This window comes from Hymenobacter cellulosilyticus (assembly GCF_022919215.1).
GTDB classification, from domain to species: Bacteria; Bacteroidota; Bacteroidia; order Cytophagales; family Hymenobacteraceae; genus Hymenobacter; species Hymenobacter cellulosilyticus.
In genome coordinates this window covers 101,361-127,862 of record NZ_CP095046.1, presented here as the reverse complement: position 1 = coordinate 127,862, position 26,502 = coordinate 101,361, and the positions used below count along the sequence as shown (strand labels likewise).

The window sequence follows — 26,502 nt, the reverse complement described above, 5'->3', positions numbered from 1 at the left end:
ATACCACCTACTTTTGTTTCGTTCCTTATTTAATCGACGAAACCATGAAAATTGCCATCACCGGCGCCACCGGTCAGCTCGGTCGCCTTGTCGTTGAAAAACTCAAAACCCAGGTTGCCGCCGACCAGCTCGTGGCCCTGGTCCGCAACCCGGCCAAAGCTGCCGACCTGGGCGTAGAAGTCCGGGAAGCGGATTACAGCCAGCCCGAAACCCTCACTGCTGCTCTGGCCGGCGTGAACACGCTGCTGCTGATTTCCTCGAGTGAGGTTGGGCAGCGCGCCACCCAGCACCGCAACGTTATTGAAGCCGCTAAGCAGGCCGGCGTTACCCGTGTCGTCTACACCAGCGTGCTGCACGCCGATTCCTCACCCCTAAGCCTGGCCGAAGAGCACCGCGCCACGGAAGCCGACCTCAAAGCCTCGAGCCTGGCTTTCACCATCCTGCGCAACGGCTGGTATACTGAAAACTACACCGGCTCCATCTCCGGCGCTGTGGCCGGCGGCGCCTTTATCGGCAGTGCGAAAGAAGGCCGGATTTCCTCCGCCACCCGCGCCGACTTTGCCGATGCTGCCGTAGCCGTACTCACCGGCACCAGCCACGAAGGCAAAATCTACGAGTTGGCCGGCGACGAGTCGTACACCCTAGCCGAGCTGGCCGCGGAAATTTCGCGCCAAACCGGCAAAGACATTCCCTACCGCGACCTGCCCGTCGCCGACTATGCCGCTGCGCTTGCCAGCTTCGGGGTGCCCGAAGGCTTTGCCCACGGCATAGCCAGCTGGGATGCTGATGCCGCCGCCGGTGCCCTCTTCGACGACAGCCGCCAGCTCTCCCAGCTGATTGGCCACCCCACGACGCCTTTGACCACGGCAGTAGCTGCCGCGCTTCAATAGGCGAGTATTATCCCCGTTTCCACGGCTCCTCTGTCAATGCGCTGCTGGCGCGTCGGGAGAGGGGCCGTGGTGTATTGTTGCTTTCACGTTTGGCGGGGCGCTGGCTGGGGCAGAATAGGAGGGCGGGTGCCGTGCTTCCGTTAGATTCGGCTTGCTTCCTTAGCAGTATCTGCCCCGCGCCGTAACTCCCTGCTGAATCAGGAGCCTTGCAGCGAAAATTGCTGGAGCGTAGCAGCGGGCACTTTGCTGATAAACATTTGCTGCGCGTGCCGGTAGGCGCCAGGGGCATCTTTTTTGCAGATCAGGCTAAATAGGTCGTCTTCCCGGATGTTGTCCGAGGAGGGTACGCTGTAGAGTTTGCGTAGGGCATCCAAAGCGTGGTAGCGAATCAGATAATCAGAATGGGTGAGCTGCCCGAGCACGGCTTGCCCTACTTTCGCGCCTACTTGCGGCAGGGTGAAACTGCTGTATATACCTATCAGGGTTTCCATTAGCTGCGACTTGCTACTAGTGCTGCTCAGTAGTACTTCGAGCAGGATGGTGCGGTTGAGGCCAGCGGGGTTGATAGCGGCAATAGCGCCCAGTACATACTGCGCATACCAGCCCTGGCGCAGGAGATTATGCAGCAAGGGCAATGCTTCCTCGCTACGCAGGTACCCTAAGCCCAACAACGCCCGGGCATCGGCCTGCCGGTCGCGCAGAGCTGTCAGCAACTCCGTTTCGGCCTGCGCCTGTTCGACGGGGGAAAGGGCAGTTAGGTATTTTGGGTCTGCATCAAAGCCGTCGTGCCAGGCCAGGTACTGGTCGATAGGAGCAAAATAGGCGTGCCGGAAGGCTTCGAGGGAGTAGGGGCAGCAGACATCCGTGCAAGTAAGGGCTAAGGCAGAAACGGCTGGTAAAGTAAGGAGGTATTTTGGCGTGGTCGTACCTTACGCACCTCAACTTTAAACTTGCTTTCGACCATTAGCCCGGCATTCTATTAGCTACCTATGCTCAAACAGCTGCTTTCCTGTTCACCTGCCTGCCTAGCCCGGCCATTGCTGGTGCTGGCTGCCAGTCTAGTTGGCTGCACGAGCCAGCCCGACTCAAACCAGACCCCAAAAGAGCCAGCTACTACGGCCCGCCAACCAACTGCTACTGGCCCGGCTACCGCCCAGTACGCCGGTCAGTACTGGTGGGGCAAAACGGCCGGCGAAGAGCCCAGTGGCCTCCTGACGGTGTACCCCGAGTCCGACTCGACGGTGCTCTTCCAGGTTGATGCCAACGGCGGGGCGCCGGCTTACCATCTGGCCAACGTGCTGGGCCGGGCCACGCTTCGGGGCAAAACCGCATTCTATTTTGCCAAAGCGCCGGAGGACGAAAAAGGCTGCCGGCTGCGCATTGCCTTCACGCCGGACGCTGCCACGGTGGCCAGTGTGCCCGGCTACACGCAGGATTGCCTGTTCGGCGGCAGCTTCACGCCCGACGGCACTTACCAGCGCATCAGCCGGCAGGCCCCGGCCTACGTCCTGGACAGTGCCGGCGACACGTTACGCTTTGCTAAGCTGCCGCCTGAGCAGCTGCAAAACGAACAGCCGCTACCGGGCCAGTAGCGGCTGTTCGTTTTCAAACCGTGTGCAGCATGGTAACCTCCTACGACGGGTGCTGACAGCGAAGAGCGGGAAGCCGAGTACTGCTACACGACGGGTGGCTGTTCAGGCTACAACTGTCGCAGAATGGTTTCGTCGGTAATCTTGTCGTCGTCCATCAGGAGCAGGGCTTTGCTCAGGATAATGGACAGCACGGCGTCGCCCTCGAAGGGCAGGAATACGTCGGCCGCGGCCGCCGACTTGCCGGACCGGTCGGGTACGATGCACAGGTACTGGTCGTTGGGCTCCATCAGAATGTTGCCGCTGCCCAAGTGAATCTTGTAGACGTGGCGGTGGCCCTTCACGACCAGGAAGTTGCCCTTTATTTCACTCACCTTCCCGATTTTCAGGCGGGGCACCAGGCGTTGCAAGGCCAGCTTACGGGTTTTGGCTACTTCGCTCAGGTCGCCGAAGCTGTAGCTTTCCCAGTAGTTGCGGAACTGGGCCAGCCCGCCATTGTCGCGCCACTGCGGGTCGTTGCCCACCGAGGCCACGCCCACAAACAGGTCCACGTCGCGCATTACTTCCGAGAAGGCCAGTGGGGGCACTTCGGGCAGGGGCACTGGCTCGGTACCGCGGGTAAACCGTACCTGGTCGGTGCTGACGTAGTTGTAGATGCCCGTGTCGTTCCACTCGCCGTCGGCGTACACTTCGCTCACCCAGAACTCGGCCTGCAAATCGTGGGTGGGCAGGGGCAGGCTGGCCGTTTCGGAGTCGTAGCCTTTGTCGTAGGCGCCCAGCAGGCGGTAGCGCCAGCCGCGCAGCTTGGCCAGGCTGTTGAACTGGTGCTGCTTGAGAATGTGGGCCGCCATGCGGTTGGAGTAGGTACGGGTGCGCTCCTCGGGCGGCGTGAGCAGGTACACTTCCCGGAAGGCCTGTTTCAGCGGCTGCCGCAGCTGCTTTTCTTCCAGGAGTTGGCGCCAGGCCAGTACCTCGTCGGTAGAAGCCAGCACGGGGTGCCAGAGCTGCAGCTGCGTATCGGCGGTAGGCGCGGGCACGGGCCGGCCGTGGGCGTTTTGCCAGGCGTCGTCCTGAAACAGGGCATCCTGGGTGGTGCCGTCGGGGCGGTACAGGCGCCAGATCAGCGGGTGGGCCAATATGCTCATCAGCCCGTGCTGGAAGTAGTATTGCTCAAACCAGGGCCAGGGAATGCGGCGCTCTTCCACAAAGCTCCGGTCGAGCCGGTCACGCTGGGTGGTATACGTCTGCTGGGCCTGGGTTTGGGCGGCTTTAAGCTCCTTGAGCTCGTCGGCGTGGGTAGCTTTGAGAGCCGCTGGAGCACTTTTTAGGAATTTGCCGGCTTTCTGCCACTGTACCTCGGCCTTACCGTCGGTGAGGGTAAGCGTGGCCCTGTAGTCGTTGAACTCTTCTTCCAGGCGGCCGTTTTCCAGCCCAAAATCCGGTACGGCCATGTCCTCGATTTCAGCCGGACTCACCCCCAGCTTTTCCGACTCCTGGGCAATGTAGCGGGCAATGGTTTCCTGGGTGTTGGTTTGCCGGATCTTCGAGCGGACCCGCGCCAGGGCAGCCACGCCGGGCAGGCCGTTTTGCGACAATGCCAGCAGGCAGGCGTTGCCCAGGCCAGCCGCCAGAGGGCCCTTACCCGGAATCTTGCGGAAGCACTTCGCCGCCAGGGCCGTCAGTTGCGCCAGTACGCCCGCGTCGGCCAGGGTCTGCATGGTCCACACAAGGCCCTTGGCTACGACCATATTGGCATCGGTCAGGAAGTCCCAGCTGGTGTAGTTGTACACTGAGCCATTGCCGTAGTCGTGCACGTGGGCCCGCTCTACGACCGGCATGCTGGCCAACAGCTGGAGCCAGGTGCAGCCTTGCTCGCGCACGGCAGCGGGGCCAACAGCGGCCGTGGCGGCGTCCAGCTCCTTACGCAGCTTGGCACTGGGCTGGCCAGCCGTAGCTTTCTGCCAGAGCTGGAGCAGCGGTACCCACTGGGCCGCCGCGCCGGAGTCGAGGCCGGCTACGAACTGGTTGAGCTGCTGACCAAGCGGGTCACCGTCGGCAAAGGTTACCGTGGGCGCCTGTTGTTCGCCGGTCAGATTTAGGATTTCCTGGGCTTTCAGATTAAGCTGAACCTCGTCGCGCTGCCCGCCGGTGGTAGCCTGGTAGATGGCCGTGAGTACTTCCCGCAGCGGGCGCCAAGCTGGCCCTGCTTTTTGGCTAGCCGGCCAATCTGGGCTAGCGTAAGGCCCCAGGGGTAAGGCCACAGATCCAGCTGAGGACTGGGGTCGTTCAGGTTCAGGCCGTACAGCTGGGTCAGTCGCAGGTAGTCGTCTTCGCCCAGCCCCAGGGTGCCGCGCAACAGCCCCCCAGCAGCTCGCCCATGCCATAGCGGACGCGGTAATCATCCTGGGCGCAGCGCTGCATGGCGGTGGCCAAAGCCAGGGCCACCCGGCCCTGGTAGGCGGCATTCTCGGCGCGCACGGCCTGGTAGGCAGGTAGCTCGTTGAGTTTGGTATAGTAGCTTTTCTCCAGGATCTGGGGATTAGCTCGGCCAGCACGGGCTTCATTTCTATAGCTTCGGCGCTGGCGCCTTCCAGAATAGCGGGATTATAGGGTTGCTTGGTAACAGGCATGGTGTACAAGGGGACGTGAACAGATCAGGAAAACGGGCCGGAAGCCGTGTGAATCAGCCGCCGACCAGGGGCGTGAGCTTGATAAAGCTGGCCGTAGCGCCCGAGCCCAGCCAAACTTCCTCGTCCAGACTTTCGACCTGCTGGTCGTTTACCAACACGAAAAAGCCGCTTTGCTGAAATGCTTCGAGGGCGCGGTACACCTGCTTTTCAGCATCGATGAGCTTACGCGGCCGCAGGCGGTAGCCATTCAGCACCCGCTCCGACTCGGTGGGCTGCACCAGGCCCTGGAACATGCCGCTCTGGCGCTCATTGTAGGTTGCTACCTCATCCTGCACGCGGCGGGCAATCAGCTCGCGTACGGTGAGCATTTCCTGGGCAATTTCCAGCTCCAGCCGGTTCAGCACGCTGCCGCTGGCGGTTTCGTCGAGAATAGTGAGTAAGGGCATGAGAGAGGGAATACTGGTTGTGGCAAATAGCGTGAACGGAGGACGCTTAGCGAACCGGCGGTAGAGTCAGCTCAGCGTAGGTAGCTGCTGCATCGTCGGATATCTGACCGTCCTGGTCGGCGCGCAGCAGCTTCAGAATGGCCCGGTTGGGGGCGGCCCAGCGGACTTCCTGGGGCTCCCAGGCCGTAGGCTCGCGCTGCCACAGCTTGCGCGGCCCTGTCGGCGTTATCTGCACCAGCGTCAGGGTATTGGGCTGCTCGCCGCCACTCAGGCCGGGGCTGGTGAGCAGTAGTAGGCGGCCATCGGGGCGGCCGACGGAGTACCCAGCAGCTCCGCGCGGCGGCCGGTGCGCTGGTCTACCAGCACCACGCCCGACGATTCCCAGTACCAGGCCTGCACTACCCACTGGTGGGCAGTGGGCAGGCTGCCCCAGTATTGGTAGCGCACTCCGTCGCCGTTTTCCAGGGTAAACTCGGCCGGTGGCGTCGAAGCTAGTTGTACCTCCGGGCCCTGGTCGGGCTTAAGCATCAAGTTGAGTTCCTGCCGCCGCACCCGGTCTTGAGCGGTAGCCAGCGCCTTTTCTTCCACCGTGCTGTCGTTGGCTATTGCGGGCAAGGCGCTGGCGGGTAGCTGGTCGAAAGCGGCGGCAGTGCTAGGCTGCAGCTGTAGAACTACCCCGCCGGGAAGGCGTAGCGTATCAGTTGAGTTAGCTGGGGCAGCTTCAGGTGCCGCCGTTGGGGGCGGAGCAGAGGCCGACTCCGTAGCGGGCGTATCAGGCCGGCAGGCGGCGAGCAGGGTTAGCGCGGCCAGGAAAGGACCGTATTTCATATAGCGACCAATAGACGAGCTGAAAGTATCGAATGCCTGCGCAAGGTTAGGCCTCAAATGCCGATTCCGGCCCCAGCCCGCGAATGAACGTTTCAAAGTTGGGCGCCAGATACGTAATCCGATACTCATCTTCCTGATCGACGTGTACCACGGCTGGCTCCCCTCGGGGCCGCAGGCGCGGTAGTCGAGCATGATCAGGTCGTGGCCGGCCGAAGGGCAGTCGCAGACCACCACCCCGATGGCCGGGTAGCCCCATTCCTCCAGCATAAACTGGCTGCCCATGCCGCCGCAGAGCGCGTACGGCTTCTCGTAGCCGATGCCGCTGATGCTGGTAATGGCTATGTGGTCGTCGGCCCAGCTGGTTGGCTCCGTGGTCGGGAAGCAGGTATTGCGCGGGATACCGCCGTTGCGGGTGCGCATCAAGGCTACGTAAAAAGCCGGCAGCCGGTAGCCCAGGTCCGTTTCTACCCGGGCAATCAGCTCGGCGGTGGGTGGGGCCTCCGTGTGTTGTTTGGTGGCGTAGTCACTGTCTGCCCAGAAATCATGGGCGTCAAAATCGGTCGGTAGTGGCATGGCTCGAAGTATAGTGGAGTCAGGTGAATATGGGGCAACCGGGTGGGCAGGCAAACTTGGGTAAAAAGATGAAAAGGGTCTGGCAGCCGCTCCGGGCAGCAACTTGTCAGCATCCCGCTTACAGCACAAACTCCGCATCTACTACCCGCACCACGTGAGGACCTTGGCGGGGGTAGTGCGTGGGGTAGGTGCCCAAATGGCCGCTTTGCGCGTTGTAGGCCGCTATAGGTAGTTTCACAGCGCTGGCCAGCGCCTCTACGTTGGTGTAGCGCAGCGGCGCGCCACCCACGCCCTGCCGGCCATTGCCGAAAAACAGCATCAGGTTTACTTGGGCGGCTACTTGCTGGTCGAGGTAATGCAGCACATCCAGCCCAAAGGCCTGGCACAGCGCGTCCAGCTCCTTAAGGAAGCCTTCTTTCTGCCGCAGCGGCAGGTGGCAGTCGAGGCGTAGGGACGCGGTTTCGGCCTGGTGCTTTTTTGGCCCCGAGCTGACGGCCTGGAAGATGCCGCCGTAGCGGTAAGGCGGCGTATCGTCGTCGGCCCGGCCCAGGCGCAGCAGGGCTACGCCAGCAGGGAGGAGCTCCGCAGTACGCGTCGCTTCGTACTGGTGCAAGGCGGCTTCCAACTGGGTGGCCAGGAAAAAGGCATAGTCGGGTAGGGCCCAGTCGCCCAGGGTGAGGCGTAGCAAGGGGCCGTGCGCTTGAATCAGCAGCTCCACCTGCGGATACCGGGCGGCCACGGTTTGCACGGCACTCAGCAGACTAGCCGGGTCGGGTACCCGGACGGTAGCCTTCAGCTCGGCTGGGCCCCGGCCATGCCGCCGGTGCCGGGCTGGTACGTGAAAAAATCGTAGTGGTAGAGGTCCTCGGGAAAGCCGTAGTACCAGTAAACGCCCAGGAGCATAGAGTCGGAAATAAGCAGGCCCGCAGTAGTGACTAAGCTTTTGGGTCCGGCAACGTTACCTCAACGTAGGTAGGCGGCGGACCATCTTCTTCCTGGCTAGGCGGGGTGCGCTCCTGCTCCAGCACCACCGTGCGCGGGCCACTCCAGCGGGCCCGGGTGGCGCCCCAGTGCAGGGTTTGGCGCGTCCAGAGCAGACGGGGCGGCCCGGCCCCGAGCTGGAACAGCTGAATTCCCGTGGCACTTTCGTCGCTGCCGTCGTTGGCCTGGTCGCTTTTCACCCCAATGAGGTAGCGCCCGTCCGGCGACACGGCCGGCTCGCCCACTACTTCGGTGCGCTGCCCGGTGCGTTGGTCAATCAGCGTGGTTACCCGGCGGTTTTCCTCCTCCGTTACCACTACCCACTGGTGGGCTTTGGGCAGCTCGGTCCAGTACGAATGCACGGCCCGCCCGGTGGGGTCATCCGGACCGCGGGAGCCCGACAACACTGTGTGCAAGCGCACTTCGGGGCCCTGTTCCGGCCGGAAGATCAGGTCGTCGTGCTCCCGGCGTACCCGGCCGCTCGTGGCCGTCAGGGTGCTGTCGAGGTAGCGGCCCAGCGGATCCGGCAACCGGGCAAAGTAATCGGCCGATACCGGCGTAACGTGGAGCACCGAGCCATCGGCCGTGTGCAGCGTGTCCTGAGAAGTTGCCTGGTCGGCATCAGCGGAGCGAAACGGGCCGGCAGGCAGGTTGTCGTGGTTGCGGGCCACCGGCGCGGAGGCCGGGGCGTCGGGGCGGCAGGCGGCCAGGCCCAGGCTCAAGCCAGCCAGCCAAAATAGGTGCTTCATAGGAGGGATACAACAGTCAAACAGATAGCGGCAAGCAACTTACTATAGAAGGCTGATTAGAAGGATTCGCAAAAACGAAACGCTATAGGGCCGGGCCCTCAGCCTTTGGTGGATACGAAGCGCCGCCCGCCTTGTTGGAGCGTAAAGAGGGGCGGGGCCGCAGCAAACTATACCCGACCCCCCGGCCTGATCGAACCATCAGCACGCCCGGGCTCACCGGCTCCATTAGTCGCCGCCGGGCTGGAGCGTGCTGATGGTATGGCGGATAACGGCGTCCATGGCCTGCTTTTGGGCGGCTGGGTACTCCCAAATGAAGGTCGTCAGGGTGCCGGCCCGCAGCACGGCCTTCTCGTAAAAGATCCGCTGGCCCACCGTACCCGACAGGACGTAGCCCGTAGCCAGCTTCTGATCCAGCGCCAGCGCGGCTTTCTTTTGCTGCCACCCCCGGCGGGCCATCTGCCGGTACTGAGGCAGGCCCCATCGAGCACATCGTAGCCCGCGTAGGCAGTCAGGGTGGTCAGGCCATCGGCCGAGACAAAGCGGCGCCCATCGGCATTATCGGCTTCCGGCTGGGGCCTGAGCGTGGCGGGGTAGTCGATGCTGAAGCCAAAGCGCGCGTTGTAGTAAGTCTTGTACGGGGGCGCCGCCACGCTGCTCCAGAGCAGCCATACCGTTGCAAAGAGGAGGTGAGTCATAAGCAAAGGAAGCAATAGTGTCCCAACCTACCATGCCGGCTCTTCCTGTGCTCCCGCTTCGTCGGGCGGAGCTTAGGGGCGCTTTACTATCGAAAAGTAGTATGACGGAACAAAAAGGGCAGAAGGAACATCCTATGTATAACCCAAAAGCAAATCAGCCACCCAGACTTGCATCTAAGTGGCTGATTTACAATGAGCGAGAAACGAGGTTCGAACTCGCGACCCTCAGCTTGGGAAGCTGATGCTCTACCAACTGAGCTACTCTCGCTTAGAGGTTGGTACAGGCAAAAGTACGCAGCATTTACCAAACAAGAAACAGCTGGTGCCTACTACTTTGCCCTAACCGCGAAGCTAGCTGCCCGGCCCGGCTGCCGGAAGTGCCACCCAAGTCAGGAGCTTGCGTATGAGGACTGAATTGCGCTCCAGCTTCCTGGGCCAACCGTTCTTTTGCTTAATCTCCCGCTTTATGAAAATCCTCATTTTCGGTGCTTCCGGCGCTACTGGCCGCCAACTGGTGCAGCAGGCCCTCGACCAGCAGTTCAGCGTCACGGCCTTTGTGCGCGACCCGGCTAAGTTTAAGCTGGCGCACCCGAATCTGCGGGTGGTACAGGGGGATGTGCTCCGGCCCGAAACCGTGGAAGCCGCCATACCCGGGCACGAGGCCGTGCTGCTGGCCCTGGGCGTGAAGAAGAACCAGGCGGGGGATACTACGCTGTCGGATGGCACCCAGCACATTATTGAGTGCATGCGCAAATACGGGGTGCAGCGGCTGATCTGCGAATCGTCGCTGGGGGTGGGGAGCAGCAAGAACGAAGTAGGGTTTGTGTTCGGCAAAATCGTGGCGCCGCTGTTTCTCAAGCACATCATGGCTGATAAGGAGCGGCAGGAGGCCCTGATTCAGCACAGTGGTCTGGAGTGGACCATCGTGCGGCCTGCGGGGCTGACCAACGGCAAGGCCACGGGCGGGTATAAAGTGGCGCTGAGCTTTGCCAACGCCAAGATCAAAGGCCGGGTGTCGCGGGCCGATGTTGCGCAGTTTATGCTCAAGCAGCTTGCCACTGATGCCTTCGTGGGGCGGGCCGTGGGAATTTCGTATTAAGTTTGACCTCTTAACTTCTTGCGCCATGGCATATCCTCCGGCGGGCCGTAATTCGGCATCAGGTTCCCTCTATTTGCTGGCCGGCGTGCTGCTGCTCGTGGCCCTGGCCGTGCGCTCCCCGGATTTGTACCGGGCCTGGCAAGCCGGTACCCTGACCACGGAGCGCACCGTCCTGACGCTGGTGTTTCTGGTCGGGGCGCTGTTTATGCTACGCATGGGCTGGCGTTTGCGCCGCAACAACCGGCAGAACGACGTTATCGACTAACGGCGCTGCCTTTTCTTTTTTGCTTGTATGTCTTCTCCACTTCGAATTTCCGTTGCCAAACGCACCCCGGCCGTAGCTGCCCAGCTCGCCAATTTGGGCCGCCAAACCTTCCACGACACCTTCGCGGCCGATAACACGCCCGAGGACATGGCCGAGTTTCTGGCCGCCACCTTCAGCGAGGAAAAGCAGCTGGCCGAGCTCAACGACCCGCAAACCACCTTTCTGCTGGCCCATATGCAGCAGGAAGCCGTGGGCTATGCCAAGCTGCGGCTGGGCTCCGCGCTGGGGCTGGAAGAAGGCAAGGAGCCCACGGGCCGGCTGGAAATCGAGCGGCTGTACGTGCGCCAGGATTGGATTGGCACCGGCCTGGGCGCAGCTCTTATGCGGCGGGCTATAGAGGAAGCCCGGCAGCACCAGTGCCGCACGGTGGTGCTGGGCGTGTGGGAGCGAAATCAGCCGGCCATTGAGTTCTACCGCCGCTTTGGGTTCCGGGAAATCGGCAAGCATGAGTTTAAGGTGGGTCAGGACGTGCAGACGGACCTGATTCTGCGCAAAGGCCTGTAAACCGCGCACATTCCGCCCGGTCATTACCTTTGCGCTCCGGTAACCTCCCGTTCACGCTGTGCGAATATTTCCGCTTATGTCTTTCCCGGCCCGCCGCTGCGGGGCCTTGCTGCCTAGCGCGGCGCTGGCTCTGCTGCTGGGCGGCTGCTCTTCCGGGGGCGGCAGGGAGGCTACCACGCTGCCCTTACCCACGGGCCACTACGAAGGCCCCATCAGCTACCAGGGTACCGATTTGCGGGTAGCGCTGGACTTGCGGGAAGTTTCGCCTGGGAAGCTGGAGGCTGATATGACCTTTCCCGAGCTGCCAGGACTGAGCTTTGCCGCCACCAACCTGCGCTACAAGGAGCCCCAGCTGATGTTTGAGCAGCCCGGCCAGCTGAGCAAAGCCTCGGTTAACGCCATTCGGGAGGGCGACTTTCTGCGGGGCCTATTTACCCTGGACAGCATCAAGACCGAGTTTGTGTGGGTGCGCCGGGGGCAGGCCGCGCCACGGGCTTACCAAGAAAAAGCCGTTAGCTGGCAAGCCAACGGCCGCACCCAAAGCCTGACCCTGCTGATTCCCGCCGATACCGTCACGCGCCATTCCGCGGTGGCCCTGCTGGCCGATGCCGGCTCGGCGGCCTCTGCTGCCGCCCGCGCCGACTTGCTGGCCCGCCAGGGGTTTTTGACCGTAGTAGTGCCCACCAGCACCGTGCCCGAGGGCGACTCGACCGTCATCCGCAGTGTGGCCGCCACGTTTCAGGCTCTGCGCAAGCACCCGGCCGTCGATTCCACCCAGGTAGGGCTATGGCTGCGCGGGGCCAACGCCGTGCGGGTCATAGAAACCATTGGCCTCACCGAGCCGGCTCCCAGCTTTGTGCTCCTGGAAAACGTGGAGGCCACTTCTGCCGCCGAAGCCAAGCCCTTCCAGCAGCTAAGCCGCCTGCGGATTCCGGCCCTGGCCCTGTATGCGGCCAACGACACTAGCCTGAACGCCCGCGACAGTGCCAAGCGCCTGCGGTTGGCGGTGGGCGCGCGGCAAGGCTCCCAGGTGCGGGTAATATCTCAGGCCAATGCTGACTTTATCGTGCCCGGCCGCCTGAGTTCCGACGGAAAATGGACCTGGACCCAGCCCGCGCCCGGCTTCGTGGATGATTTGACCTCCTGGCTGCGCCAACGCAAGGCGCTGTAGGGTCGCCGCTGCTTTCGACGCTGCTTATAAGATCAGCAGACCTTTTTCACGCAGCAGTTGCCAGGCGTGGGAGGCCACAAAGGCTTCGAAGCTCATGCCGGCTACGCTGGTCGGGAAAGTAGCGGCGGCATCCTTGAGCAGCAGTTTGGTATCGTAGTCCGTGGCCAGGCCGGTGATAAGCTTGTGCAGCCAGGGACCCAGCGGGGCGGCGGTTTTGACTTCGAAGTCTTCGGCCTGCTCGTAGAACGTCAGCACGGCGCGCTGGCCTTTCTTGGCGTCGGTGTAGCGCAGCTCCGGCACGTTGCCCAGCCAGAACAGGCGCTGGTTATGCTTGGCAAAATCCGGCTTGCCCGGGTCCTGCAGCGCCTGCTGAATCAGCTGGCGCGGAACCGTGGGGCGGGGCGTTTTGAAGTCGAACCAGAAGCTCAGGGGTTCGTCCAGGGCTATGCCGTGCATGTAGTTGTAGAGCGCCTTGGCCAGGCCCGCGCCGAACTTCTCGTGGTCGGTGCCGGTGGGGTCGTCGTGCCACAGGTCGTTCCAGGCAAAGTCGCCGGGCTCAGGCCCGATGGGCACCACCTGGTACTTGGCCGGGTTTTTCCCCACGGGGGAGTGGGCCGTCATGGCGAAGCGGTGCCAGTAGCCGCTTTGCACGATGCCCGCCCCGAAGAGCTGCCGCACCACCTCCAGCGCGTCCACAGTTTCCTGGGTGGTCTGGGTCGGGAAGCCGTACATCAGGTAGGCATGCACCATGATGCCGGCCTGGGTAAAGCCATCCGTGACGCGGGCCACCTGGGCAATGGTCACGCCTTTTTCCATCAGGGCCAAGAGCCGGTCGGAGGCCACTTCCAGTCCGCCCGATACGGCAATGCAGCCCGAGGCGGCTAGCAGGCGGCACAAGTCGGGCGAGAAGGTTTTCTCGAAGCGGATGTTGCCCCACCACGTAATATTCACCTGCCGCTTAATGAGCTCAATGGCCAAGTCACGCAAAGCCAGGGGCGGGGCGGCCTCGTCCACGAAGTGAAAGCCGGTCTGCCCAGTTTGCCGCACGATTTGCTCAATCCGGTCCACGAGCAGGGTGGCCGGGGCGGTTTCGTAGCGGGAAATGTAGTCGAGCGTCACGTCGCAGAACGAGCAGCGCTTCCAGTAGCAGCCGTGGGCAATGGTGAGCTTGTTCCACCGCCCGTCGCTCCAGAGCCGGTGCATGGGATTCAGCACCTCGATTACCGACAAGTACTCCGTCAGCGGCAGGTCGCTGTAGTCGGGCGTGCCGACTTCAGTGTGCGGAACATCGGGGTGCGGGTGGTTAATGTACTCCACAATGCCGGCCTCGTTGCGCAGAAACGTGCGCTGCAGCAGGCTGCGGTCCGGCAGGACAGTGGGTAGCGAAAGAACGTCATGCAGAGGCAAAGCCGAAGCAGCTAGCGTGCTGTCGTTGGAATGGTAAGCAGCCGTCAGCACGCCAGATGTCTCGCTGTGCTCGACATGACCCTCAACTTGCTGGGTCCGAAGCTCGTTTTCCTGCTGAATGTACTCCAGCAGGCGCAGCCAGGGACCTTCGCCGTCGTCCAGGGTCAGGAAGTCGATGTAGTCGAAAAAGCGGGGCTCCTTGATCTGGCGCAGCTCAGTGTTGGGGTAGCCGCCGCCCATCAGGGTTTTTACCCGTGGACGCAGCTCTTTCACGCGGCCTGCCAGGCGCAGGGCGCCGTACAGGTTGCCGGGAAAAGGCACCGAGAAGCCCACGGCCTCGGGCTCCACCCGGGCTACCAGCTCGTCGAGCAATTCCAGCAGCATCCGGTCCAGCAGGTTGGGGGCGGTTTGCAGGGCCTCGTGCATGGCATCAAACGAGGTGGCCGACATCCCCAGCCGCTCGGCGTAGCGCGAAAAGCCAAACTGCGGCCCCACGGTTTCCTTTATCAGGTCCCCAAGGTCTTCCAGGTAGAGCGTAGCCAAGTGCCGGGCCTGGTCGTGCAGGCCCAGGGTGCCGAAGGCGGCTTCCAGGTCGGCAATGTTGTCGAAACGGGCCGCCTCGGGCAGAAACCGGTTGTGGCAGATGCGCGAGGCCAGGGTGCTGTCCTTGTTCTGCAGAAACCGGATAACGGGTCCGATGGTGGCCAGGTAGCTGCGCTGCAGGCGCACCATGCGCCGGGCGTTGTCGCTTAGCTCAAAGCTGCCGGCCTCGATTTCGGCGAAAACCCGCTGCAGCCCTTCGGACGAGAATAGCTTCAGCACTAGCTCCAGGCCCAGGTCGGCCTGGGTAACCTGGTAGCCCCGGCCCCCGAGAAACCCCTTGATGTAGGGCGTGGCCGGATAGGGCGTGTTCAGCTGCGTGAGCGGCGGCGTGATGAGCAGAATTCGGGGCGAGGCAATAGACACGGAGGCACGACAAAGAGAACCACAAAGATACGCCCGAACAGTGTAGCGCCGGCTGTTGGTTCAGGACCGGCCCCGATTCCCGGGCCGTAAACGCAATTGGGGCGCCCGAAAAACAAGTTTCTTGGGCGCCCCAGGTTGGTAAGGCATACTTGAAGGGCTGCGGCAGCCGGCCGTTGTCGTTACGCCAGCTGGTCCAGGGAAAGTCGTTTCGGCATAAGGTCCCGGCGGAATTCACTGACCGAGCGGCCCGTAACCTGGCGGAACTGGTTGCTCAGGTGCTGGCCGCTGCTGTAGCGCATCTGGTCGGCAATTTCGCTGAGCGTCATTTCCCCGTAGCTCAGCATTTCCTTGACCCGCTCAATCTTGAGGCGAATCAGGTATTTCTCGATGGTCAGGTTGGCCGTGCGCGAGAATACTTTGCTCAGGTGCGAGTACGTGGCCGCAAACCGTTCGGTCAGGAAGGCTGAGGTGGTCAGGGGCATGCGGGCGGTGCGCAGGTGTTCCAGGTATTCACCCAGCGCCCCTTTGATTTGCTCGGTGAGCTGGTCGGCGCGGCCCATCAGCACTTCGAAGCCGGCTTCGTGCAGAATGGGGGCCAGCACGGCCGGGTCGGCGGGCGTGGTATGGTCGAGCTGCGCCTGGCCGAGAGTCACCTCGGTAGGACGGTAGCCGGCCTGTTCGAGAAGGTGGCGCACTGCGTCGATGCAGCGAGGGCACACCATGTTCTTAATGTGGAGGAGCGTCGTTTTCACGGATGTTTTGGAGTGTTCTGCCGCGGCGCGGGCCGCGTGGGTTTCCGATTATTTACTGCAACCGAAGCCGAAGCCGGCCGGGCGCGCCGCACGGGAGCCGCGGGCTCATCCGACCATTCTTTACCAAACCAACGAGTAGCCGCCCAGTTCACGAAAGGCACAACGCCCAGGAACGTAACGGCTAAGAGCCAGAATAATACGAAAAAAGCACCAAACAATCGACCGAAGAAATGATCTGACACCCCGAAAAGGTAGGTTATCAGCAGCAGGGCCAATAAAAAACTTACGCCCGCCAGCACGCCGGCGCGGCGCAGCAGGGCAGGAGAAAAGGCAGACAGGGCGGTAAGACGATTCATAAGCTAAGCGTGGCAACAAATATACCCGGAAAGCAGTTTCGGCGCATTTGGCGGCAAGGCTCAGCTTGTCGGTTACCCTGATCTTGCGCCGGCCGCTAGCTGTCCGGGTGGCAGGCAAAGCAAATTTATTCTGGCGGTTGTTGGTCTGATTGAGGAGCTGGCTGAGGGGCCTCCGTGCTTACGCAAAAACCACGGCGGCGGTCAGCCGTAGGTAGTACTTCAGCTCTCCATCCTATTTAGCCCAACCCATGAAAACCTTTCTGCTCCGACCCCTCGCGCTGGCTTTCCTGCTGGCCACTGCTTCCCTCACGGCCTGTAACACCGGTAACGACTCGGGTGATACGAACGTAGAGCGCGGCGCCGACAAAACCAAGGACCCCGCTCCCGGCGAAAGAAGCAGCTCCAATACCAACGGCATGGCCAACGACACAGCCAAGGTCACCACTGGTAAGGACCTGTACGACCACGCCGGCGAAGCCAAAGACCGTAACAACGACGGCCTGGAAGACTAAGCCGACCTCCGCATTCATAGAAAAAGCCCTTCTGCATCGTCGCAGAAGGGCTTTTTCATTCACAAGGAATAAAGCACTAAGGATAAGTCACACGATTAATAGAACACAAAGCCGTTGGGAGCAATATTGACCTCGAATGAGTCGATGGCTGCACCCGTGCCCTGGTAGCGGATAAACTTGCCGGCCGTGGTGTAGGAAGGCGTAACGGCGGCATAGATGGTGTTGTCCTTGGGGTCAATGTCTAGGCCGCTGAAGCTGCGCCGGATCAGCGGGGTAGCGGGCAGCGTAAGGTCGGTGGTGCTCATGCGGTAGATGGCGCCCTTGTAACGGTAGAAGAGCTGGGCGCCCGTCCCGTCGATGCGCAGGCCGCTGGGGTTGTTGCTGGCAAAAGCCAGGCTCGACTGCACCGTGTTGGTCGTCGGGTTCACCTTGGTCAGGCTGCCGGGCGTCGACGACAGCACGGCGTAGGGCGGGTTGGAGTCGTACACGGTAAAGCCCGCGCCCAGCACCCAGATGGTGTTGGTTTTGTCGACTACAAGGCTGCTGGGGCCGTCGGGCACCGTGATGGTGGCTTCAACCACGTCGGTAGCCGGGTTGATAACGCTCAGGTTATTGTCGCCCGAGTTGGCCACGTACACCTTGCCGTTCACGGCCACGATTTGCTCGGGCTGCTTGCCAACGGTAATGGTCTTAACCACGGTATTAGTAGTCAAGTCCAGCACCGATACCCGGCCCGGGCTGCCGTATTTTACCCACTCGGTGATGTACGCCTTGTTGGTACCGGCCGCTACCGCGTAGCGGGGCTGCTCCAGGTTTTTGACCGTAGCTATAGTCTTAAACGTGGTCAGGTTCACTACTTCCACCTTCTTGCTGTTGTTGGCCACGATGTAGCCTTGGTTGCCTACCACCAGCATCGACTGTACCACGTCGCCCAGTTCCCGCTGGTTTACGGTCTGGAAAATGCTCTTGTCGACTACCGTCTTGCTGCCCTTGTTGAAGTAGGAAACGGCCCCGTTAGGAGTCTGAAACTTGCCTTCATTCAGTACGAAGACGTTGTTGCCATCCTTGCTGATGTTGTACAAGGGCCCGGCTTCTTCCGGATCGTCGGAGCAGCTGCCCAGGGCCAAAGCCAGGCCGCCGACGAGGGCGAAGCGGGAAAACAGAGTAGAAAAGGGTTGTGCGGAAAGCATGGGTAGGGGAAAGTGGAAAAGTGAAGAGTTATTGATTCGTTGGACTAGTGCCAGTTCACGCGCAGACTCACGCTGCCCGAGCGTAGCGGCATGGCGCGGTACTCGTAGCTCTGGTACACCAGGTTGGTTAGGTTGAAGCCCTGCACCAGCACCGTGGCCGACCAGGCCGGCGTGACCCGTACCGTGTGGCCCACCGTGGCATTGAGCAGGGTATAGCCCGGCAGTTTGTTGCTGCCCGTGGCGTCGATAAAGCGGGTGCCCGTGTACGTCAGGACCGTGGACAGCACCCAGCGCCGCCAAGCGTGGTCGGAGCTGAAGGCCGCCGCGTGCAGGGGCACGTAGGCCAGCTGCTGGTTTACCGGGTCGGGGTCGTCGTTGTAGCCCCGCACTTTCCTGGACTGGGTATAGGCGTATTCCACTCCGGCCCGCACCTGGTAGCACCGGTGCGTCCAGCGCAGGTGGGAGCCAAGCTCTACGCCCTGGGCCCGCACCTGGCGCAGGTTTTTGGGCGTGTAGCGGCCCAGGCGGTCGGGCAGCCACTGCACCCAGTTATCCACGAGTTGATGGTAACCAGTCAGCTCACTCTGTAGTGTCAGGTCTTCCCGTGGTTTCCACTCGTAGGTCAGCCCGCCCTCGTAGCCCAGCCCCGACTCCGGAGCCAGGTTTGGGTCGCCGGTGGGCCAAAACCGCTCATTGAGCGTGGGAGCCCGGTAGCTGCGCGATGCGTTGGCCTTCGCGGCCAGAGTTTGGGCATCGGTTTGCCAGAACTGCCACTCCGCACCTAGAGTAGGAGTGAGGGGCGCCCGCCGTCCCGGGAGCAAGGCCTGGCGCAGGTTAGCCGTCAGGTGCAGCCTGGGCCGCGGGTCGTAGCGCAGCAGGGCAAAGCCGGCGTAGCGGTTCTCGTCGATAGACTGTTGGTAGCCATCTACCCGCCCGCTGAAGTGCTGGGCTTCTGCACCCACGCGCAGACTGGCATTGGGTCGAAAGGTAAACGTGTGCTCCGCCTGAGCCTGGGTGGTCTGCACCCGGGAGTTGTTGGTCACGTCATCGGAGCGGTAGTTGAGCACGTCTTCAAACCAGGCTACCCGCACCCCCGACTCGTGACGAGCCGCTACGTGGTGGTAGCCGGCCAGCAGGCGGCGGCTTTGGTCGCGCTGCCGGGCATGGGTATTGGCCGAGCCCGTCGAGGGCTGAATCTGCCGGTCGGCATCGGTCAGCCAAGCGGCGGCCTGCCACTCGCTATGCTCGCCGGTGCGCAACTGGATGTCCTGAGCTAGGCTCCACTGGCGAAAAGCGGCATTTTCCTGGCGGCGGCGCACCATCCCGCTGGCCTCGCGCACCTCGTAGGAAAAATCGTTCTGGGCCGAGCGTTGGGAGGCGCTGGTCCGCACCGAAACGCGGGCATTGCTGAAGCCGCCTTCCAGACTGTTGGCCTGCAAGCCAAAGTTGCCCAGCTCGGTTTGAAACGAAGCCCGCGGGCCCGTATTCCAGCGGGCCGGTGAGGAAAGCAATACGGTGCCGCCGATGGAACTGCTGCCGTACAATGCGCTGGCCGGGCCGTGCTGCACCTGCACCTGGGTAGCGCCGCTATTAGGCAGCAACGCAAAGTCCGACTCGCCCAGGGACGGCAGGCTGATGTTGAGCCCGTTCCAGAGCACGGCTGTATGGCGGGCTGAGGTACCTCGAATTGAAATAGAGGATAACTGCCCCGGCCCGTAGTTCTTAATATATAAAGGCGTGCGGGCCGACAGCACATCAGCCACGGTGCCGCTGCGGTAGTGGGCCAGGGCCACCGAGTCGAGGGTGAGCGTGCGGCTACCGACGGCAAAGCGGCTGGGTTGCCCGGCCTGAACTCTGACCGCGGGCAGCTGCTGCACCTGCTGAATCTGCCGTGTCGAGTCGGCGGGCAGTTGCTGGGCGTGCCCTGCTATTGGCCCAGCCATGCCGGCGGCCAAAGCAAGTAGAAAAGGTGGCCCAAGCCACCGGAAACGGTAAAAACCAATCATCCGAACCAAATTTCCGGTTTAGGAAAATTCGGTTCAAAACTTCCCGCCGGCCTATTTCTGCGAAGAAAAGCCAACTAGAAGCCGAGGCTGAAAACAGGGAAATCAACGACCCGGGGCCGCCACTGTCATCATTCTCCGCCTTTCACCCGAAAGCGCTGAACACTATAATTTGTATAGGCAGGTCTCCTGGCTTGCTCCCGGTAGGCCGCCTTCCCATTTCTCGGGTCGTTTCAGCGGGTGAAACGGCCTTCGGCGAAACAGTGGCGAGAATGGGCCTACCAATACTCGAAGCGTACAGTTGCGGGGACAGCTCCGGATTTAAACCGGATTCCCTTTTCAGCCTCGCCCCAATCGGGGTCTGGCCACCTATAACGGGACAAAGATACGGCGTTTTTAGTATGCACCGCCAAACGTTCAGCTCCGTCAGCCGTTTGGGTGTCAAACTCCCTATCTGCTCACTCTATATGCCCAAGCTGCCCCTGGCCTTTTACCAGCGCCCCAACGTAGTCCAAATAGCCCGCGACCTGATCGGCAAATACCTGTTCACCACCATCGACGGCGTGCTCACCGGCGGACGAATCGTGGAGACGGAAGCCTACGCCCATATCAACGACCAGGCCTGTCATTCCCACCTGGGCCGCTACACGGCCCGCACCAAGGTAATGTACGAAGCCGGCGGCGTGGCCTACACCTACCTCATTTACGGCCGCTACGTGCTGTTCAACATCATTACCAACGAGGCCGGCAAAGCCGATGCTGTCTTAATTCGGGGCCTGGAGCCCACCGAGGGCATCCCGGAAATGCTGCTGCGCCGCGGCCTTACGGCTTCGGCCCGCAACCTGACCGGCGGCCCCGGCCTGCTTACCCAGGCTCTGGGCATTACCACCAAGCACTACGGTACCGACCTAACCGGCGACCTGATCTGGATGGAAGACCGCCAGGAGCCCGTCCACGAGGAGTTAATCGTTGCCAGCCCCCGCGTCGGTATCGACTACGCCGGCTCGGATGCCGCCTTGCCCTGGCGCTTCCGCCTCAAAGGCAGCCCCTGGACCAGTCCGGCAAAGTGAGAAGTGGTAGGCGAACGAAATAAATAGTGAGAACGTGTCATGGCGAGGCCGAAGGCCGTGGCCATCCGTCCTCTGAAATGTGCTGAGCCCTCTAAAATGAAAAGCCCTAACGCCTGAGCAGGCGTTAGGGCTTTTTGGTAAAAGGGTTAAATCGTGCTGCGTCTCACATTGACAGATGGTGCTGCCTACAGCTTTTCACAGACCAAAACCGCCAATCTGCCCTGCAGGTCCGTGGTGGCAAACATGTATAGGTTGCCACCTTCCCGGATGCCGGTACGGTGGCGAAAATCAGCCACGGTGTCGGGAAAGTTGCGGGTCGTGACGTGGGCTCGGGCTTCGGGCCGAGGTGGGCCCGCAGGGCGTCCCGGTCGTAACGCTCCGTAGCCACGATGCGGAAAATTCGGCCGGGGAAGTCGGCGCGCAGCACGTCGGACGTGTAGAGGTGGCTGTGCTGATGCAGCTTAAGCAGCTCGAAAGCCGTGCCTACGCTCTTGAAGCCTCCAGCCTTGAGCACTGCCACATTGGGTTCGTACAGGTAGCCCTGAGCTTCGGCGTAGCGGGCAATAGCGCGGGTTTCGCGGGCTTTATTCAGCCGGAATTCCTGCTGCTGCCCATTACGCAGCAAGTTCACGGTGTAGCGCTCCGGATCCACAGCCGGCTCGGGGCTCAGCTCGTAGAGCACTTCCTTGCACTCATTGTCCACGGCTACCACCCACAGGCGGCGCACTTGCTTAAGCTCCAGCAGCGCTTGCTCAATGTCCAGCATCGGCGAGGTTTTGAGCAGCACCCGGTTGCCTTTGTGCAGCAGCAGGGGCAGAATACGGAGCACGTCGGGCTCACAATCCTGCAGGCGGTAAATCTTCTTGTCGGCCGGATTGCGCCGGGCCGGGTCCAGATAAATCCAGTCGAACGTATCGGGTGTGCTCTTTAGGAAGCTCAGCGCGTCACCGGCGTGGCAGCTGATATTAGTGATGCCGAGCTGGGCCAGGTTGTATTCGACTACAGCCACCAGACCCGGGTCCCGCTCCACATAATGCACCTCCGGAATCTGCTCGGCAAAATGCGTGGCATCCACCCCGAAGCCGCCGGTTAGGTCCACCAGCCGCTGCCCGCTTACCAGGCTGGCCTTAAAAGCCGCGGTGCGGGCCGAGGAAGCCTGTTCTACCGACAAAGCCGGGGGAAATATCAGGTCGGGGTTATCGGCCCAGGCCGGCAGCTTGGTACGGGCTTTCTGGCGGGCCTGGATTTGGCGCACCAATTCCGGCACCGGCAGGCCCGGGTATCGGCGGGCCTGCAGAGCTAGTTTAGCAGGGTCATCATGCAAATGGTCGGCAACGTATTGCCGGGCCGCTGCAGGAAGCGGATAGTTCATGAAGGGGAATTACGGGAAAATAGCGCGAACGGCTTACCGCACGTTCCAGCGCAAAGCTAGCAGCGGATAGCCACTAGGCGCTGCTGCTATTCCAACAGACGACGGCGTCAGCCGGTTCAGCATGCTGCCCTGAGCCGTCGAAAGTCCGGCGTTGTGCGCCTCTACGGCCCGCTGAAACCGTTCGTTGGTGTGGCGGGTAATAAGGATGTTGGACAACAAACTTGCCGCTGCCACCCCAATAGCCACTTTCTGAGTATTCTGGAAATACTGCTGGTCGCCGTCGCCGGCCAGTACCTGCTGGCTGTAGAGCGCTACGGCACCCACAAACGTCAGCCGCTCGCCCAGGTACAGCCATTTGTGCAGGCGGTAGCTGTTCAGGCTGGCCAGAGCTTCCTCGTTGCCTTTCAGGTACGGGCGCAGACGCTGCCCGAAAAAGCCGGCATTCTTATAATCTTCCTCCCGCATGCCGTCACCGGCCTGAAAGAAGAAATTCCGCTGCGGGCCATTCAGCCCCGGGCCTGATCTTCCGGGCTGAGCCGGATGGCGGGCGGAGCGGGAGTAGGTGCCTGCTGGGCAAAACCGGCCAAAGAAGACAAAGAGAGGCCAAGCACGAAAGTAGTGCGACGAAGAGCTGACATGGAGGGTTGCAAAGGTAGAATAGGCGTGAATGCAAATATAGCGCTCTGTACAATAGCTCACTAGACCGTTGGTCGAGGAAAAAATCCTATTCGTCTAGAAAAAGTTTATTGCCCCCATCCAACAAAAGCCCTAAGTCTTACGTTCTGTCGGCAGTTGAATTTGCACCTACCTTTTTTCTCTGCTTATGAAAACCTTACTAAACATCCTGCAGCGCCGTATTTTCCTCGCAGCCGTACCCGCTGTATTGGCTTTTGCTGGCTGCGGCAAGGACGATGATTCGCCGGCTCCCGCCCCCGACCAGGGCCGAATCGTAATCGTGAATGGTGCTGCTAGCCTGAACGTACCAGTAAAAGTGCTGGCCAACGATGTCGAAAAAGCGCAGCTTTCCTACGGGCAGAGCAGTTCTTACCAGAACATCAACACGGGCGCCCAGACGTTTAAGGTAAACGTGGCCTCCTCGGGGCAGAACGTCGTTACCCAGCCGTCTTCCCTTAGCATCGAGAAGGACAAGAGCTATTCTTACTTCCTGTATACGCCCAACGCTACTACTGCCGGGGCTGGCCTGCAGGTAGTCGACGACCTGACGGCGCCGGCCACTGGCAAAGCCAAGATTCGCCTGGTAAACCTGGCTATGGCCTCGACTGGGCCGCTGCGCCTAAGCCAGCAATTGGCCGTGGGATACTCCGATATTATTCCGGACGTAACTTTCCCCGGTGCTTCCAGCTTCATTGAAATCAACGCCGGCCCTTGAATCTGGCCGTGTCGGCTGGCAACCCGAGCTTGCCTATCTATCAGGTAGGTGATGGCAGCGGCAGCGGTACCGGTACCAAAACCTACGAAGCCGGTAAAATTTACTCGGTCATCGTGCGCGGCGACGTCAACAACCTCGACCCCGAGCGCAAGCCCAAAGCTTTTTTGCTGCAGCATAACTAAGCTGAGCAGAAATCAGCTCTCAGAATCAAAAGCCCGGACCGCCATGGTCCGGGCTTTTTTGTCTTATATAAGCCCGCGAACAAAAACCGTATCTTTGTGGTTGAATCGCAAATATCTTCTGCATCATGGTTGAAACCACGACGAATACGTACGTTCCGTACAAAGTAAAGGACATGTCGCTGGCCGAATGGGGCCGCAAAGAAATCCGGTTGGCTGAGGCCGAAATGCCGGGTTTGATGTCCCTGCGTGAGGAGTTCGGTGCTTCCCAGCCGCTGAAAGGCGCGCGCATCGCCGGCTGTCTGCACATGACCATTCAAACGGCGGTTCTGATCGAAACGCTTATCGCGCTGGGTGCCGATGTTACCTGGTCGTCTTGCAATATCTTCTCTACCCAGGACCACGCCGCTGCTGCTATTGCCGCCGCTGGTATTCCGGTGTATGCCTGGAAAGGCATGAACGAAGAGGAGTTTAACTGGTGCATCGAGCAGACGCTGTACTTCGGCGAAGAGCGTCAGCCCCTGAACATGATTCTGGACGACGGCGGCGACCTGACCAACATGGTTCTGGACCGCTTCCCCGAGCTGGCCGCCGGCATTAAAGGCATTTCGGAAGAAACCACAACGGGTGTACTCCGCCTGCTGGACCGCGTGAAAAACGGTACGCTGCCCATGCCTGCTTTCAACATCAACGACTCGGTTACCAAGTCGAAGTTTGACAACAAGTACGGCTGCAAAGAGTCGGCCGTGGACGCTATCCGCCGCGCTACCGACGTGATGATGGCCGGCAAGATTGCCGTGGTGGCCGGTTACGGCGACGTAGGAAAAGGCACTGCTGCCTCCCTGCGTGGTGCCGGCGCCCGCGTTATCGTGACCGAAATTGACCCCATCTGCGCCCTGCAGGCAGCCATGGACGGCTACGCGGTGAAGAAGATGAGCAATGCCATTAAAGAGGCCGATATCGTGGTAACGGCTACCGGCAACTGCGACATCATCACCGAGGAGCACTTCCGTGCCCTGAAAGATAAGGCCATCGTCTGCAACATCGGTCACTTCGACGATGAAATCGACATGGCTTGGCTCAACAACAACTACGGCCACACCAAAGACACGGTGAAGCCACAGGTTGACCTTTACAGCATCGACGGCAAGGAAGTAATTATCCTGGCTGAAGGCCGCCTCGTAAACTTGGGCTGCGCTACGGGTCACCCTTCGTTCGTAATGTCGAACTCGTTCACGAACCAGACGCTGGCGCAGCTGGAGCTGTGGCAGAACTCGGCCGCCTACGAGAACAAGGTGTACACCCTGCCCAAGCACCTCGACGAGAAAGTAGCCCGTCTGCACCTGGCCAAAATCGGCGTGGAGCTCGACGAGCTGCAGCCCAAGCAGGCCAGCTACATCGGTGTGGAAGTACAAGGCCCGTTCAAGTCGGACCTGTACCGCTACTAAGCCCGTTTAATCCTTTATAAAAAAGCCCGCCTGTTTATTTCAGGCGGGCTTTTTTATTCTAGAATAGTAAACCAAGGAATGGACAATGCCCCGGCTGCAGCAGAACCTGAGCTTTGGTGCCGGGTTGGGCGCTTTCGTAGAAGTCTTCGGATACGGTGACGTCCTCAGCCGTGGTGCGCGGCCCCACGGGCTCACCTTTACATAATACGTAGTGGTTTTGCCCGAGCTTTTGTGCTTGTCGAGAATCTGCACATCGTAGGTAGCGCCTTGGCTTTCGTCGAAGGTGCAGTTGTAAGAAATTACGGCCGCAAAGCCATACACGGCAGCGTAGGCTATGCAGGATAGCAGTAAGGAGGCGCGGGAGTCGTTACGGGCTATAAATGGCTGGCTCCCTACCAGCAACAGTAAGGCTACCAGCACGGCTACGGTGCCGGCCACAGGCCAGAGCGGGGCATAGCTTAAAAGCTCAAAGTCCATTAGCACCCGCATTACCAGCGCCAGCGCCGGCATCAGGAACGCCACGGTTATGGAAGGGTAGGCACTGTTCTTTACCTCGTCGGGCCGAATTACACCCCGGTGCAGCCAGAGCAGCACCGTAGCTAGCAGCGGCAGGGCCAGTCCGGCGGCTATGGCCCACTGATAAGGCTGGGGCTCTAGAAAAAGCCAGGCCGCTACCAGTCCGCCAGCAATGTTGGCCACTTTTGCTACCTGGCTAGCTGTGGCCAGGGTTGCTTCGCGCTCTTCTACAGTGCGCCCCAAGTCTTCTTCCTGCAGCAGGCGGGCGGCTGCTTCCTGCTGCTCCTGCACATCCAGATTGGGGTAGTGAGCAGCAAACCACTGCTGCATGGCGCTATATTGCTCACTGGTGTAGCCAATGCGGATTTTAGGATCTGCAGGGCTCATCGGCACTATGTGGGTGTAGTGCTCATCAATACGAAACCCTTTGATATTAGCCAGCGGCAATTCCTTGCGCCGCAACACGCCCTGGTAGATAAGTTTGTCGGCAGTAATGATGTGCCTGCCCTGAATAGTTTCCAGCAGGCCATAGCCCAAAAACAGCGCCATGCCAATGGCTCCCACGGTTACCCCGATGGTGAGGCCAAGCTGGTCGTCGTCTTGCCACAGCAGAAAAGGCACCGCCAGCAGTCCCAGAATCAGGGGTGGAATGATAATGTATATGAACAGGCGCCAGCCTTTAGCAGTGCCGTACTCCTGACGGACTTCCGGCGGTTGGGTTGTAAGCATTAAGAGTAGAGTTGCGAAATAGAGCAGGAGTAAAGAGAAATGCTTTTGAGAATTGAGTCAGGGCAAAGTATTCCAAACGTATCTTAAAGTACGGTTTAGGGGTGTCCAAAAGCAAGAAGCTGAACTCAAATC

Annotated in this window: 29 protein-coding genes, 1 tRNA gene and 1 riboswitch; of the genes, 11 read left to right on the top strand and 19 right to left on the bottom strand. The window is 60.9% G+C overall.

Going from position 1 to position 26,502, the window contains the following annotated elements; translation table 11 throughout:
• The first annotated feature begins 44 nt into the window (after positions 1-44).
• On the top strand, positions 45-890 hold the full coding sequence (locus tag MUN79_RS00695) for an SDR family oxidoreductase (protein WP_244675917.1): 846 nt from the start codon (positions 45-47) through the stop codon (positions 888-890).
• A 197-nt stretch (positions 891-1,087) separates the two neighbouring features.
• On the opposite strand, the gene MUN79_RS00690 is transcribed toward MUN79_RS00695, so the two are convergent.
• Positions 1,088-1,603 (bottom strand): hypothetical protein, encoded by a 516-nt coding sequence (locus tag MUN79_RS00690; protein ID WP_244675916.1) that lies wholly within the window; start codon positions 1,601-1,603, stop codon positions 1,088-1,090.
• A gap of 276 nt (positions 1,604-1,879) precedes the next feature.
• On the opposite strand from MUN79_RS00690, the gene MUN79_RS00685 reads away from it, so the two are divergent.
• Positions 1,880-2,482, top strand: coding sequence for a hypothetical protein (locus MUN79_RS00685; protein WP_244675915.1), 603 nt, complete (start codon positions 1,880-1,882; stop codon positions 2,480-2,482).
• A 107-nt stretch (positions 2,483-2,589) separates the two neighbouring features.
• Here MUN79_RS00685 and MUN79_RS00680 read toward each other — a convergent pair whose 3' ends face one another.
• From MUN79_RS00680 to MUN79_RS00640, 9 genes are all read right to left on the bottom strand, one after another.
• On the bottom strand, positions 2,590-4,740 hold the full coding sequence (locus MUN79_RS00680) for a DUF4132 domain-containing protein (RefSeq protein WP_244675914.1): 2,151 nt from the start codon (positions 4,738-4,740) through the stop codon (positions 2,590-2,592).
• A gap of 49 nt (positions 4,741-4,789) precedes the next feature.
• Positions 4,790-4,957: a hypothetical protein gene (locus MUN79_RS00675; protein ID WP_244675913.1), complete on the bottom strand. Its 168-nt coding sequence runs from the start codon at positions 4,955-4,957 to the stop codon at positions 4,790-4,792.
• A gap of 205 nt (positions 4,958-5,162) precedes the next feature.
• Entirely contained in the window at positions 5,163-5,555 is a 393-nt protein-coding gene (locus MUN79_RS00670; protein WP_244675912.1) for a hypothetical protein, read from the bottom strand.
• Positions 5,556-5,601: 46 nt separating this feature from the next.
• The gene (locus MUN79_RS00665; protein WP_244675911.1) at positions 5,602-5,790 is read right to left on the bottom strand and encodes a hypothetical protein; all 189 of its coding nucleotides are present in this window, start codon (positions 5,788-5,790) and stop codon (positions 5,602-5,604) included.
• 32 nt (positions 5,791-5,822) lie between these two features.
• Positions 5,823-6,956 (bottom strand): SMI1/KNR4 family protein, encoded by a 1,134-nt coding sequence (locus MUN79_RS00660; protein ID WP_244675910.1) that lies wholly within the window; start codon positions 6,954-6,956, stop codon positions 5,823-5,825.
• 118 nt (positions 6,957-7,074) lie between these two features.
• Positions 7,075-7,704 (bottom strand): hypothetical protein, encoded by a 630-nt coding sequence (locus MUN79_RS00655; RefSeq protein WP_244675909.1) that lies wholly within the window; start codon positions 7,702-7,704, stop codon positions 7,075-7,077.
• Between the two features lie 187 nt (positions 7,705-7,891).
• The gene (locus MUN79_RS00650; RefSeq protein WP_244675908.1) at positions 7,892-8,686 is read right to left on the bottom strand and encodes a hypothetical protein; all 795 of its coding nucleotides are present in this window, start codon (positions 8,684-8,686) and stop codon (positions 7,892-7,894) included.
• A gap of 225 nt (positions 8,687-8,911) precedes the next feature.
• The gene (locus MUN79_RS00645) at positions 8,912-9,142 is read right to left on the bottom strand and encodes a hypothetical protein (protein ID WP_244675907.1); all 231 of its coding nucleotides are present in this window, start codon (positions 9,140-9,142) and stop codon (positions 8,912-8,914) included.
• A gap of 434 nt (positions 9,143-9,576) precedes the next feature.
• Positions 9,577-9,649, bottom strand: a tRNA-Gly gene (locus MUN79_RS00640).
• 198 nt (positions 9,650-9,847) lie between these two features.
• On the opposite strand from MUN79_RS00640, the gene MUN79_RS00635 reads away from it, so the two are divergent.
• The 4 genes from MUN79_RS00635 (at position 9,848) to MUN79_RS00620 (ending at position 12,480) form a co-directional block, all read left to right on the top strand.
• Positions 9,848-10,480: an NAD(P)-dependent oxidoreductase gene (locus MUN79_RS00635; protein WP_244675906.1), complete on the top strand. Its 633-nt coding sequence runs from the start codon at positions 9,848-9,850 to the stop codon at positions 10,478-10,480.
• A gap of 25 nt (positions 10,481-10,505) precedes the next feature.
• Positions 10,506-10,745: a hypothetical protein gene (locus MUN79_RS00630; RefSeq protein WP_244675905.1), complete on the top strand. Its 240-nt coding sequence runs from the start codon at positions 10,506-10,508 to the stop codon at positions 10,743-10,745.
• Between the two features lie 27 nt (positions 10,746-10,772).
• On the top strand, positions 10,773-11,309 hold the full coding sequence (locus MUN79_RS00625; RefSeq protein ID WP_244675904.1) for a GNAT family N-acetyltransferase: 537 nt from the start codon (positions 10,773-10,775) through the stop codon (positions 11,307-11,309).
• Between the two features lie 76 nt (positions 11,310-11,385).
• Complete coding sequence (locus MUN79_RS00620) at positions 11,386-12,480, top strand: hypothetical protein (RefSeq protein ID WP_244675903.1); 1,095 nt, start codon at positions 11,386-11,388, stop codon at positions 12,478-12,480.
• 24 nt (positions 12,481-12,504) lie between these two features.
• Here the strand turns inward: MUN79_RS00620 and MUN79_RS00615 are convergent, their stop codons facing one another.
• The 3 genes from MUN79_RS00615 to MUN79_RS00605 form a co-directional block, all read right to left on the bottom strand.
• Positions 12,505-14,847: a B12-binding domain-containing radical SAM protein gene (locus tag MUN79_RS00615; RefSeq protein ID WP_375378227.1), complete on the bottom strand. Its 2,343-nt coding sequence runs from the start codon at positions 14,845-14,847 to the stop codon at positions 12,505-12,507.
• Between the two features lie 185 nt (positions 14,848-15,032).
• The gene (locus tag MUN79_RS00610; protein WP_244675901.1) at positions 15,033-15,605 is read right to left on the bottom strand and encodes a helix-turn-helix domain-containing protein; all 573 of its coding nucleotides are present in this window, start codon (positions 15,603-15,605) and stop codon (positions 15,033-15,035) included.
• Positions 15,602-15,961: a hypothetical protein gene (locus MUN79_RS00605; protein ID WP_244675900.1), complete on the bottom strand. Its 360-nt coding sequence runs from the start codon at positions 15,959-15,961 to the stop codon at positions 15,602-15,604. The genes MUN79_RS00610 and MUN79_RS00605 overlap by 4 nt, the downstream gene beginning before the upstream one ends.
• Positions 15,962-16,209: 248 nt before the next feature.
• Here MUN79_RS00605 and MUN79_RS00600 point away from each other — a divergent pair, with 248 nt between their 5' ends.
• The gene (locus tag MUN79_RS00600) at positions 16,210-16,473 is read left to right on the top strand and encodes a hypothetical protein (RefSeq protein ID WP_244675899.1); all 264 of its coding nucleotides are present in this window, start codon (positions 16,210-16,212) and stop codon (positions 16,471-16,473) included.
• Between the two features lie 95 nt (positions 16,474-16,568).
• Here MUN79_RS00600 and MUN79_RS00595 read toward each other — a convergent pair whose 3' ends face one another.
• Both MUN79_RS00595 and MUN79_RS00590 read right to left on the bottom strand, forming a co-directional pair.
• Positions 16,569-17,663: a YncE family protein gene (locus MUN79_RS00595; protein ID WP_244675898.1), complete on the bottom strand. Its 1,095-nt coding sequence runs from the start codon at positions 17,661-17,663 to the stop codon at positions 16,569-16,571.
• A gap of 44 nt (positions 17,664-17,707) precedes the next feature.
• Positions 17,708-19,606: a TonB-dependent receptor gene (locus MUN79_RS00590; RefSeq protein ID WP_244675897.1), complete on the bottom strand. Its 1,899-nt coding sequence runs from the start codon at positions 19,604-19,606 to the stop codon at positions 17,708-17,710.
• A 222-nt stretch (positions 19,607-19,828) separates the two neighbouring features.
• A riboswitch (cobalamin riboswitch) is annotated at positions 19,829-20,054 on the bottom strand.
• A gap of 79 nt (positions 20,055-20,133) precedes the next feature.
• Here MUN79_RS00590 and MUN79_RS00585 point away from each other — a divergent pair.
• Entirely contained in the window at positions 20,134-20,736 is a 603-nt protein-coding gene (locus tag MUN79_RS00585) for a DNA-3-methyladenine glycosylase (RefSeq protein WP_244675896.1), read from the top strand.
• Between the two features lie 163 nt (positions 20,737-20,899).
• Here MUN79_RS00585 and MUN79_RS32235 read toward each other — a convergent pair whose 3' ends face one another.
• The 3 genes from MUN79_RS32235 to MUN79_RS29755 are packed head-to-tail and all read right to left on the bottom strand — an operon-like array spanning position 20,900 to position 22,746.
• Entirely contained in the window at positions 20,900-22,108 is a 1,209-nt protein-coding gene (locus MUN79_RS32235) for a hypothetical protein (RefSeq protein ID WP_445991687.1), read from the bottom strand.
• A gap of 33 nt (positions 22,109-22,141) precedes the next feature.
• The gene (locus MUN79_RS00575) at positions 22,142-22,573 is read right to left on the bottom strand and encodes a hypothetical protein (protein WP_244675895.1); all 432 of its coding nucleotides are present in this window, start codon (positions 22,571-22,573) and stop codon (positions 22,142-22,144) included.
• Between the two features lie 41 nt (positions 22,574-22,614).
• The gene (locus MUN79_RS29755) at positions 22,615-22,746 is read right to left on the bottom strand and encodes a hypothetical protein (RefSeq protein ID WP_262922963.1); all 132 of its coding nucleotides are present in this window, start codon (positions 22,744-22,746) and stop codon (positions 22,615-22,617) included.
• A gap of 185 nt (positions 22,747-22,931) precedes the next feature.
• Here MUN79_RS29755 and MUN79_RS00570 point away from each other — a divergent pair, with 185 nt between their 5' ends.
• The 3 genes from MUN79_RS00570 to ahcY all read left to right on the top strand — a co-directional run bounded on the left by MUN79_RS00570 (position 22,932) and on the right by ahcY (position 25,125).
• Positions 22,932-23,498 carry a DUF4397 domain-containing protein gene (locus MUN79_RS00570; RefSeq protein WP_244675894.1) on the top strand — a complete coding sequence of 189 codons (567 nt, stop codon included), beginning with the start codon at positions 22,932-22,934 and terminating at the stop codon, positions 23,496-23,498.
• A complete protein-coding gene (locus MUN79_RS00565) occupies positions 23,495-23,680 on the top strand; it encodes a hypothetical protein (protein WP_244675893.1) in 186 nt (61 codons plus the stop codon). The genes MUN79_RS00570 and MUN79_RS00565 overlap by 4 nt, the downstream gene beginning before the upstream one ends.
• A gap of 125 nt (positions 23,681-23,805) precedes the next feature.
• The gene (gene ahcY / locus MUN79_RS00560; protein WP_244675892.1) at positions 23,806-25,125 is read left to right on the top strand and encodes an adenosylhomocysteinase; all 1,320 of its coding nucleotides are present in this window, start codon (positions 23,806-23,808) and stop codon (positions 25,123-25,125) included.
• 39 nt (positions 25,126-25,164) lie between these two features.
• On the opposite strand, the gene MUN79_RS00555 is transcribed toward ahcY, so the two are convergent.
• Entirely contained in the window at positions 25,165-26,370 is a 1,206-nt protein-coding gene (locus tag MUN79_RS00555; protein ID WP_244675891.1) for a hypothetical protein, read from the bottom strand.
• Between the last annotated feature and the right edge of the window lie 132 nt (positions 26,371-26,502).

Coding starts and splice junctions, on each gene's coding strand:
- MUN79_RS00695 (WP_244675917.1), top strand. CDS start 45: ATGAAAATTGCCATCACCGGCGCCACCGGTCAGCTCGGTCGCCTTGTC.
- MUN79_RS00650 (WP_244675908.1), bottom strand. CDS start 8,686: ATGAAGCACCTATTTTGGCTGGCTGGCTTGAGCCTGGGCCTGGCCGCC.
- MUN79_RS32235 (WP_445991687.1), bottom strand. CDS start 22,108: ATGAACTATCCGCTTCCTGCAGCGGCCCGGCAATACGTTGCCGACCAT.
- MUN79_RS00570 (WP_244675894.1), top strand. CDS start 22,932: ATGAAAACCTTACTAAACATCCTGCAGCGCCGTATTTTCCTCGCAGCC.
- MUN79_RS00585 (WP_244675896.1), top strand. CDS start 20,134: ATGCCCAAGCTGCCCCTGGCCTTTTACCAGCGCCCCAACGTAGTCCAA.
- MUN79_RS00630 (WP_244675905.1), top strand. CDS start 10,506: ATGGCATATCCTCCGGCGGGCCGTAATTCGGCATCAGGTTCCCTCTAT.
- MUN79_RS00575 (WP_244675895.1), bottom strand. CDS start 22,573: ATGCGGGAGGAAGATTATAAGAATGCCGGCTTTTTCGGGCAGCGTCTG.
- MUN79_RS00605 (WP_244675900.1), bottom strand. CDS start 15,961: ATGAATCGTCTTACCGCCCTGTCTGCCTTTTCTCCTGCCCTGCTGCGC.
- MUN79_RS00590 (WP_244675897.1), bottom strand. CDS start 19,606: ATGGCTGGGCCAATAGCAGGGCACGCCCAGCAACTGCCCGCCGACTCG.
- MUN79_RS00555 (WP_244675891.1), bottom strand. CDS start 26,370: ATGCTTACAACCCAACCGCCGGAAGTCCGTCAGGAGTACGGCACTGCT.
- ahcY (WP_244675892.1), top strand. CDS start 23,806: ATGGTTGAAACCACGACGAATACGTACGTTCCGTACAAAGTAAAGGAC.
- MUN79_RS00635 (WP_244675906.1), top strand. CDS start 9,848: ATGAAAATCCTCATTTTCGGTGCTTCCGGCGCTACTGGCCGCCAACTG.
- MUN79_RS00660 (WP_244675910.1), bottom strand. CDS start 6,956: ATGCCACTACCGACCGATTTTGACGCCCATGATTTCTGGGCAGACAGT.
- MUN79_RS00670 (WP_244675912.1), bottom strand. CDS start 5,555: ATGCCCTTACTCACTATTCTCGACGAAACCGCCAGCGGCAGCGTGCTG.
- MUN79_RS00600 (WP_244675899.1), top strand. CDS start 16,210: ATGAAAACCTTTCTGCTCCGACCCCTCGCGCTGGCTTTCCTGCTGGCC.
- MUN79_RS00625 (WP_244675904.1), top strand. CDS start 10,773: ATGTCTTCTCCACTTCGAATTTCCGTTGCCAAACGCACCCCGGCCGTA.
- MUN79_RS00645 (WP_244675907.1), bottom strand. CDS start 9,142: ATGGCCCGCCGGGGGTGGCAGCAAAAGAAAGCCGCGCTGGCGCTGGAT.
- MUN79_RS00620 (WP_244675903.1), top strand. CDS start 11,386: ATGTCTTTCCCGGCCCGCCGCTGCGGGGCCTTGCTGCCTAGCGCGGCG.
- MUN79_RS00685 (WP_244675915.1), top strand. CDS start 1,880: ATGCTCAAACAGCTGCTTTCCTGTTCACCTGCCTGCCTAGCCCGGCCA.
- MUN79_RS00595 (WP_244675898.1), bottom strand. CDS start 17,663: ATGCTTTCCGCACAACCCTTTTCTACTCTGTTTTCCCGCTTCGCCCTC.
- MUN79_RS29755 (WP_262922963.1), bottom strand. CDS start 22,746: ATGTCAGCTCTTCGTCGCACTACTTTCGTGCTTGGCCTCTCTTTGTCT.